The 9,244-nt window shown below is 73.1% G+C and carries 2 protein-coding genes; both read right to left on the bottom strand.

Features of this window, described 5'->3' with window-relative positions; translation table 11 throughout:
* Positions 1 to 1,857: type I polyketide synthase (locus tag LCH29_RS03995; protein ID WP_446460273.1), on the bottom strand; the 1,857-nt coding region annotated here is incomplete at its 3' end.
* Between the two features lie 42 nt (positions 1,858 to 1,899).
* The gene (locus LCH29_RS03990; RefSeq protein ID WP_446460272.1) at positions 1,900 to 9,099 is read right to left on the bottom strand and encodes a type I polyketide synthase; all 7,200 of its coding nucleotides are present in this window, start codon (positions 9,097 to 9,099) and stop codon (positions 1,900 to 1,902) included.
* Positions 9,100 to 9,244: the final 145 nt, after the last annotated feature.

Here is a 9,244-nt window from a genome sequence, read left to right as displayed (position 1 = left end):
ACCCGCACCCTCGGTGCCGCGCAGAACATCGGTCAGCGACCAATCCACATACGGCGCCAACGCCCGCTCACACTCCGCCACCCGCGCCGCAAACACCGGCGACCCATCAAGCAAACCCGCCCCCATGCCCACCCACTGCGAACCCTGCCCCGGAAACACCACCACCGGACCCGCACCACCGCTCAACGGCACAGCACCACCGGAACACACCACGCCGGGATGCGACTCCCCAGCCGCCAACGCCTCCACCCCGGACAACAACTCCGCCCGCTCCTCGCCCACCACCACCGCACGGTGCTCGAACACCGACCGCGTCGTCACCAACGACCAGCCCACGTCGGCGGGCGCCATCTCCGTATCGGCCACACGCGCCGCCAACGCGGCCGCCTGACCCCGCAACGCCTCCGCACTCCGCGCCGACACCACCCACGGCACCACCCCGTCAACGGGCCGCGGCTCGGCCTGCTCGGGCGGCTCCGGGGCCTGTTCGATGATCACGTGGGCGTTGGTGCCGGAGACCCCGAAGGAGGACACGGCCGCCCGGCGGGGCCGGTCCAGTTCGGGCCAGGCGGTGGGTTCGGTCAGCAGCCGTAATCCGCTGCCTTCCCACTCCACATGCGGGGTCGGCTCGTCCAGGTGCAGATTGGCGGGCAGGACCGCATGTCGCAGGGCCGTCACCATCTTGATGACACCCGCCACACCGGCGGCCGCATGAGTGTGCCCGATCTGGGACTTCAACGACCCGAGCAGCAGCGGCCGATCGGCGGGGCGGTCCTGGCCGTACGTGGCGATCAGCGCTTCGGCCTCGATCGGGTCGCCCAGCTTCGTACCGGTGCCGTGGGCCTCCACCGCGTCCACATCGCCCGGCGACAGCTGGGCGCTTGCGAGCGCCTGGCCGATGACGCGTTCCTGGGCGACGTCGTTGGGCGCGGTCAGGCCGTTCGAGGCACCGTCCTGGTTGATCGCCGATCCCCGGAGCACCGCCAGCACCCGGTGTCCGTTGCGCTGGGCGTCCGACAGCCGTTCCAGCACCACCAGGCCGACGCCCTCGGAGAATCCGGTGCCGTCCGCGGTGGCCGCGAAGGACTTGCAGCGGCCGTCCGGGGACAGCGCCCGCTGCCGGGTGAACTCGGTGAACATGACGGGGGTGGCGAGCGAGGTGACGCCGCCGCCCAGCGCCAGGGTGCATTCGCCCTGGCGCAGCGCCTGGCAGGCGAGGTGGATGGCCACGAGGGAGGCGGAGCACGCGGTGTCCACGGTCACCGCCGGTCCCTCCAGACCGAAGGTGTAGGCCACCCGGCCCGAGATGATGCTGGTGAGCATGCCCGTGAGGGCGTATCCCTCGTAGCCCTCGGGAATCCGCGGGGCCCGGGCCAGGTAGTCCTGGCTGGACACTCCCGTGTAGACGCCGGTGCGGGTGCCTTTCAGGGTGGCGGGATCGATTCCGGCCCGCTCCAGCGCCTCCCAGGCGATTTCCAGTACCAGCCGCTGCTGCGGGTCCATCGCCAGCGCCTCCCTCGGGCTGATCCCGAAGAACGCGGCGTCGAATTGGTCGGCCTCGACGAAGCCGCCTTGGCGGACACAACTGGTGCCGTAATGCTCGGGATCGGGGTGGTACAGGTTTTCCAGATCCCATCCCCGGTCCGTGGGGAAGTCCCCGATCGCGTCCACACCCGCGCCGAGCAGGTCCCACAATTCCTCCGGGGACGTGACCCCACCGGGGAAGCGACAGGCCATGCCCACCACGGCCACCGGCTCCTGGACGCGCTCCTCCGCCGCACGCAAACGCTGTCGCGTATCGTGCAGATCAGCGGAGACCCGCTTGAGATACTCGACCAGCTTCTCTTCGTTCGCCACTAGGGGTCACCCGGCCTTCAGCGATCGTCGCGCCCGGTACATTCAGGACACACCAAGCTCGTTGTCAATAAAGTCAAGAACCTGATCCGCGGACGCGGACTCCAGCCTTTCCGCGATATTCATCGCATCCGTCGGCTTCTGCGTCGGGACCTTTCCTTCGGGAGAAAGCCGCTGCACCAGATGGCGTGCGATGCCCTCCGGCGTCGGATATCTGAAGACGAGGGCCGCGGGCAGACGCAATCCCGTGGCCGCCGCGAGGCGGTCGCGTAGCTCGACGGCGGTCAGGGACTCGAAGCCCAACTCCTTGAAGCTGGCCTCGGTGTGCACCGCGTCGGGGTCGGTGTGTCCCAGCACGGTGGCGGCGTGCTGGCGGACGAGGTGGAGCACCGCCCGCTGCCGTTCGGCCGCCGACAGTCCCCTCAGCCGTGCGGTCCAGTCGGCCGACCGCGTACCGGCTGCGGCGGCCGCAGAGCGCCGTCGCCCGCCCCGTACGCCACCCCGTAGCACCGGCGCCGTGCGTTCGGGCGCGCCATCGCGGTCCGAGGGCCGCAGTTGCTCGGGGGCGGCCGGGCGCATCACGAGCGCGTCGATGGTGAGCACCGGCGCGCCCGTGGCATCGGACACGGCCACCCGCATCGCGCGCTCGCCGTCCGCACACCGCCGGTGCGGGGACAGCCGGACGCGTACGGTGGTCGCGTCGGCCGCCCAGAGCGCCACGCCGCTCATGGTGAACGGCAACCACAGCAGCTCGTCGGCCGGTTCCTGGTCGGTCACCAGAGCCGGTTGCAGGGCCGCGTCCAGCAGGGCCGGGTGGATGCCGTACCCGCCCGGTTCTCCGGCCGGTTCCGGCAGCTCCACCTCGGCCAGGACGTCGGCGCCGTCACGCCACATCGCGCGCACGCCCCGGAAGGCCGGGCCGTACGCATAGCCCGAGGCGGCTATCCGTTCGTACAGCCCGTCCGTCGCGATCGGTCGCGCACCGGCCGGTGGCCATGCCCCGGGCTCGGCCGTCTGCTCGTCCGGTGCGGACGGGCGCAGGACGCCCGTGGCGTGGCACGTCCACGCCGTGGTCGTGCCGCCGCCGTCCGGGCGGGCGTACACGCGTACGTCGCGCCGTCCGTCGTCGGCGGGGCCGCCCACTGCCACCTGTACGCACAGGCCACCCGTGGCGGGCAGCGGCAAAGGGGCCCGGAACGCCAGCTCTTCGAGCTCACCGCAACCGGCTTCGTCGCCCGCCCGCAGCACCCATTCCACCAGTGCGGCGCCCGGCACCAGCGCCGCACCGCCCACCACGTGCTCGGGCAGCCAGGGGTGCGCCTGCGGGGAGATGCGCCCGGTCAGCATCAGGCCGCTGCCGTCGGCGAGTTCCACGGTGGCGCCCAACTGGGGGTGTTCGGCGGAGGTGAGGCCGAGGTGGGTGGGATCGACGCCGCGCGAGGTGGTGGTGTCCAGCCAGTACCGTTCGCGCTGGAACGCGTAGGTGGGCAGGTCGACCGTACGGGGTGGCGGGTCGGCCGGGAACAGGGCGGCCCAGTCGACGTCCACCCCGGCGGTGAACGCCTGCCCCAGCGTGCGCAGGAGCTGCGCGCGGCCCCCGTGGTCACGCCGCAGTGTCGGTACGGCGACGGCGTCGGCATCCGCCTCCTCGAAACACTCCCGCATCCCCATGGTCAGCACCGGATGGGTGCTGGCCTCGATGAACACGCGGTGGCCATCGGCCAGTAGCGCGTCGACGGCGTCGGCGAACCGCACCTGCTCCCGCAGGTTGCGCACCCAGTAGCCGGTGTCGAGGTCGGATGGCCGGGCGCGGCCGCCGGTCACCGTCGAGTAGAACGCCACACCGGTGTCGGCGGAGGTGGCCGGGCGGACGCCGTCCAGCAGCTGGGTCAGCTCCTGCGCGATCTCGTCGACCTGGGGGCTGTGGGAGGCGTAGTCCACCTCGATCAGCCGGGCGCGTTCGTCCCTCTCCTGGCATGCGGCCACTACGGCGGCCACCTGCCCGGGCGGTCCGGACACGACCGTGGATCCGGGCCCGTTGACGACCGCCACCACGACCGCGGAGGCCCGGTCGCCCAGCTCGATCAGCAGGTCGGCCGCCGCCTCCCGGCCCAGTCCCAGCGAGGCCATGGCGCCGCCTCCGGCCAGTCGGCACAGCGCCCGGCTGCGCAGGGCCACCACCTTCGCGCCGTCCTCCAACGACAGCGCACCCGCCACCACGGCCGCCGCGATCTCGCCCTGACTGTGGCCCACGACGGCGTCCGGGCGCACCCCGTACCGCGCCCACACCTCGGCCAGCGAGACCATCACGGCCCACAGCACGGGCTGCACCACATCGACCCGGCGCAGATCGGCCGCGTCCTCGGTGCCGTGCAGCACATCCGTCAGCGACCAGTCCACGTACGGCGTCAGTGCCCGTTCGCATGCGGCCACCCGTGCCGCGAACTCGGGTAATGTATCGAGGAGTTGGGCGCCCATGCCCTGCCACTGCGATCCCTGCCCCGGGAACACCAGCACAGGCCCGGGGCCGCCGGCCGCCGCGGCTCCGGGAGGCGCCGCCCCGGGGCCCACGAGGCCCGGGTGGCTTTCACCGGCCGCCAGTGCCCGGGCCGCCGCCGTCAGTGTGTCACGGCCCTCGCCGACCAGCACCGCCCGGTGGGCGAACACCGACCGCGTGGTGACCAGCGACCAGCCCACCTCCGCGGCGGACACTTCGGAACCGGTTTCCAGGGTGGCGGTCAGCGCACGGGCCTGTCCGCGCAGTGCCTCCGCGTTACGTGCCGACAGCACCCAGGGTGTGGGCCCGTCCTCGGGCGGGGTACCCATCGCGGTGTCCAGTGCGGGGGGCTGTTCCAGTATCAGATGGGCGTTGGTTCCGCTGATACCGAAGGAGGAGACGCCCGCGCGGCGGGGATGTTCGCCGTTCGGCCATGCGACCGTTTCGGTGAGCAGGCGCACACTGCCGCTGGTCCAGTCGACGTGGGGGCTGGGCTCGTCGATGTGCAGGGTGGCGGGCAACCGTCCGTACCGCATCGCCATCACCATCTTGATGACGCCCGCCACCCCGGCGGCCGCCTGGGTGTGGCCGATGTTCGACTTCATGGACCCCAGCCACAGGGGCCGGTTCGTGGGCCGCTGCTGTCCGTACGTGACGAGCAGGGCCTGCGCCTCGATCGGATCGCCCAGCGTGGTGCCCGTACCGTGTGCTTCCACCGCGTCCACCTCGGACGGGGACAGCCGGGCGGCGGCCAGGGCCTGGCGGATCACGCGCGCTTGCGACGGCCCGTTGGGCGCCGTCAGTCCGTTGGACGCGCCGTCCTGGTTCACCGCCGAGCCGCGGATCAGTGCCAACACCGGGTGGCCGTCGCGCCGCGCGTCCGACAGCCGCTCCAGCAGCACCAGTCCCGCGCCCTCGCCCCAGCCCGTGCCGTCCGCTGCCGCCGCGAACGGCTTGCAGCGGCCGTCGGGTGCCAGGCCGCGCTGACGGGAGAAGCCGGTGAACATGCCCGGGGCGGCCATCACGGCCACTCCGCCCGCCAACGCCATTCCGCACTCCCCCTGCCGGAGCGCCTGGGCGGCCAGATGGAGGGCCACCAGCGACGACGAGCACGCGGTGTCCACCGTCACCGCGGGCCCCTCCAGGCCGAAGGTGAAGGCGATCCGTCCGGACACCACGCTGGGCGTGCCGCCGGTCAGCAGATGGCCGTCGAGCCCCTTCGGGGCCTCGTGCAGCCGGGGGCCGTAGTCCTGGGGTGTCACCCCGACGAACACACCGGTCGAGCTGCCCTGGAGCGAGGAGGGACGGATGCCCGCGCGCTCGAACGCCTCCCACGCGGTCTCCAGCAGCAGCCGCTGCTGGGGGTCGGTGGCCAGCGCCTCGCGCGGGCTGATGCCGAAGAACTCGGCATCGAAGCGCGCCGCGTCGTACAGGAATCCGCCCTCGCGGGCGTAGCTGGTGCCGGGGCGGTCCGGGTCCGGGTCGAAGAGCCCCGCCAGGTCCCAGCCACGGTCGCCCGGGAATTCACCGATCGCGTCCACGCCCTCGGCCAGCAGCCGCCACAGTGCTTCCGGTGTGTCGGCGCCACCGGGGTAGCGGCAGCTCATGGACACCACCGCGATGGGCTCGTCGTCGGTGAGGGGTGGGGTGGCCGGTGGCGGAGTCGGAGGGATCGGGGTCCGGCCGAGGCGGGTGCGCAGATGGGCGAGGACAGCCAGCGGTGTGGGGTGGTCGAAGGTGAGCGTGGCGAGCAGGGGCAGGCCGGTGGCCTCGCTCAGCCGGTCGCTCAGTTCGGTGGCCGCGAGGGAGTCGAAGCCCAGGTCCTTGAAGCTGAGGGCGGGGTCGATGGCGTCCGGGCCGGGGTGTCCGAGGACCATGGCCGCGGCGTCGCGCACCGTCTCCAGCAGGGCGCGGTCGCGCTCCGGGCCCGTCAGCTCCGCCAGCCGCCCGGTCGGCGGCGACTCGGCGGCCGCGCCGTCCATGACCGGGGGCGTGTGCTGCGCCCCGGGCCAGTAGCGCTCCCGCTGGAAGGCGTACGTCGGCAGGCTGACCGTACGGGAGCGGTGGCCGCCGAAGACCTGCTCCCAGTCGAGAGGGGTGCCGCGTACGTGGGCCTCGGCCATGGCGGTGGCGAAGGTGCGCACCTCCGGCCGGTCGCGCCGCAGAGCGGCCACTGCGAGGGGGCGCGGCCGGTCGGGGCCGTCCTCGGGTCCGTCGTCGCGACCGTCTTCGGGGCCTGGGCGCTCGGCGAGGCATTCGCGGGCCATGGCGGTCAGCTGGGCGTCCGGGCCGAGTTCGAGGTACGTGGTGACGCCCGCCGCGCGGAGGGTGTGCATGCCGGAGGCGAAGCGCACCGCGTCGCGGGCGTGACGGGCCCAGTGGTCCGGGGAGGCGAGTTGTTCGGCGGTGGCGACGCGGCCGGTCACATTGGAGACGACGGGAATGGCCGGTACGGCGACGTCCAAGTCGTTTGCCACAGCGCGTAGTTCGTCGAGCATCCCGTCCATGTGCGGGGAGTGGAACGCGTGGCTGACCTTCAGCAGACGCGCCTTACGGCCGCGCTCCCGCAAGGCGGCGGTGGTGTCGTGAACGGTGTCCCGGTCCCCGGAGACCACGACGGAGGAGGGTCCGTTGACGGCGGCGATGCCGATCCGGTCCTCCTGCCCGGCCAGCAGTTCGGTGGCCTCGTCCACGGTGGCCTGCCACGCGGCCATGGCCCCGTCGGCCGCGATCGCCTGCATGAGCCGGCCGCGGGCGCCCACCAGCGCACAGGCGTCGGGGAGGGAGCGCGCCCCGGCCACGTGTGCCGCGGCGATCTCGCCGACCGAGTGGCCCATCAGATAGTCGGGCTTCAGCCCCCAGGAGGCCACCAGCCGGTAGAGGGCGACTTCGAGGGCGAACAGCGCGGGCTGGGTGTACGCCGTCCGGTCCAGGAGCGCCGCCCGCGGCGTGCCGGGCTCGGCGAACATGACGTCGCGCAGGGGCAGTTCGAGGTGCGGGACCAGGGTGTCGCAGACCTCGTCCAGGGCGTCGGCGAAGACGGCGTGCGCGGCGTACAGGTCGCGGCCCATGCCGGGGCGCTGGCTGCCCTGGCCGCTGAAGAGCAGGGCAAGCCCTCCTCCGGCCACCCGGCCCCGGACGAGTCCGGCGCTCTGGGAGCCCTGCGCGAGCGCGTCGAGCCCGCCCAGCAGCTCGTCGGGGTGGTGGCCGTCGCCGAGGAGTACGGCGCGGTGGGGGAAGGCGGTCCGGGTGGTGGCCAGCGCGTGGCCGATGTCCGCGGGGTCGGCACCGGGGTGGGCGGCGAGGTGGTCGCGCAGCCGTGCGGCCTGGGCGCCCAGCGCGGCGGGAGTCCGGGCGGAGAGCGGCCACAGGACGACGGGCGGGGGTTGGGCCGGGGGCGGGGTGGCTGACGTGGGGGCGGGTGGTTCGGCGAGCACCAGATGGCAGTTGGTGCCCCCCATGCCGAAGGAGCTGACTCCGGCGAGCAGCGGCCGGTCCGGGCGTGGCCACGCGGTGAGTTCGTCCTGGACGCGCAGCCCGAGTCCGGCCAGCGGAATGCGCGGGTTCGGGGTGGTGTAGTGGAGGCTGGGCGGGAGTTGCCGGTGGGTGATGCTGAGGACGCACTTCAGCAGTCCGACGATCCCGGCGGCACCCTCCAGGTGGCCGACGTTGGTCTTGGCGGAGCCGACCGGCAGCGGGTTGTCCTCCGTACGGGCGCCGCCGAGGGCTGCGCCGAGCGCCGTGGCCTCGACCGGGTCGCCGACGGGCGTACCGGTGCCGTGCAGTTCGACGTACTGGACATCACCGGGTGAGGTTCCGGCGCGCTGGTGGGCGAGCCGCACCACGGCTTCCTGCGCCGCCGGGTCGGGGGTGGTCAGGTCGTCGCCGGCCCCGTCGTTGTTGAGGGCGCTGCCGCGGATCACGCAGTACACCGGGTCGCCGTCGCGCATCGCCGCGGCGAAGGGCTTGAGCAGGACGGCGCCGCCGCCCTCGCCCCGTACGAAGCCGTTGGCGCGGGCGTCGAAGGTGTGGCAGCGGCCGTCCGGGGAGAGTCCGCCGAACTGGGCCGCGGCGGCCTCCATGCTCTCCTCGGTGAGGATGAGGTTGACGCCACCGGCCAGCGCCAGGGTGCATTCGTGGCGGCGCAGGCTCTCGCAGGCGGTGTGGACGGCCACCAGCGACGAGGACTGGGCGGTGTCGAGGGTGAGGCTCGGGCCGCGCAGCCCGTAGCCGTGGGAGATCCGGTTGGCGATGATGCTGCGGTGCACACCGGTCATGGCGTGCCGGGTGCTCGCGAGGGGCCGGTGGCGGCGCAGCACGGCCGCGTATTCGTCCCAGATCGCGCCGACGAACACACCGGTGGCGGTGTCCTTCAGCGTCTCGGGGCGGATTCCGGCGTCCTCGAAGGCCTCCCAGCTGAGTTCGAGCATCAGCCGCTGCTGGGGGTCCATGGCCACCGCCTCGCGCGGCGGGATGCCGAAGAACGCGGCGTCGAACGTGTCGACCCGGTCCAGGAATCCACCGGACCAGCCGGTGGCCGAAGCGGCCGGGTCGGCTGTAGCGACCGGGTCGGCCGGGGCGCCGGGGTGACGCCGGTCGGCGGGCATCGCGGTGATGGCGTGGCGGCCCTGCCGCAGCAGCTGCCAGAAGGCAGCCGGGCTGGGCGCGTGGGGCAGTCGGCAGGCCATTCCCACGACGGCGATGGGCTCCGCGGGCTGAGGTGGCCGGGTGGGCGGGGCGCTAGCCATCACACCACGTACGGCGCTCGAAGTAGGCAGGGATGTCGTTGGTCATGGGAGGCACTCCCGCTCCGGATTGATGATCGGTGCGAGCACGTGGCCCATCGTGGGGCGCGGTTCTAAAGGCAGACCAAAAGCCCGCGGCCGGTGACTT

It is taken from the genome of Streptomyces sp. BRA346, assembly GCF_052851135.1.
This window is presented reverse-complemented; position numbering and strand designations above follow the sequence as displayed.

What these genes read in the sequence shown, in the direction of transcription:
- LCH29_RS03990 (WP_446460272.1), bottom strand. Translation starts at nt 9,099, where the DNA reads ATGGCTAGCGCCCCGCCCACCCGGCCACCTCAGCCCGCGGAGCCCATC.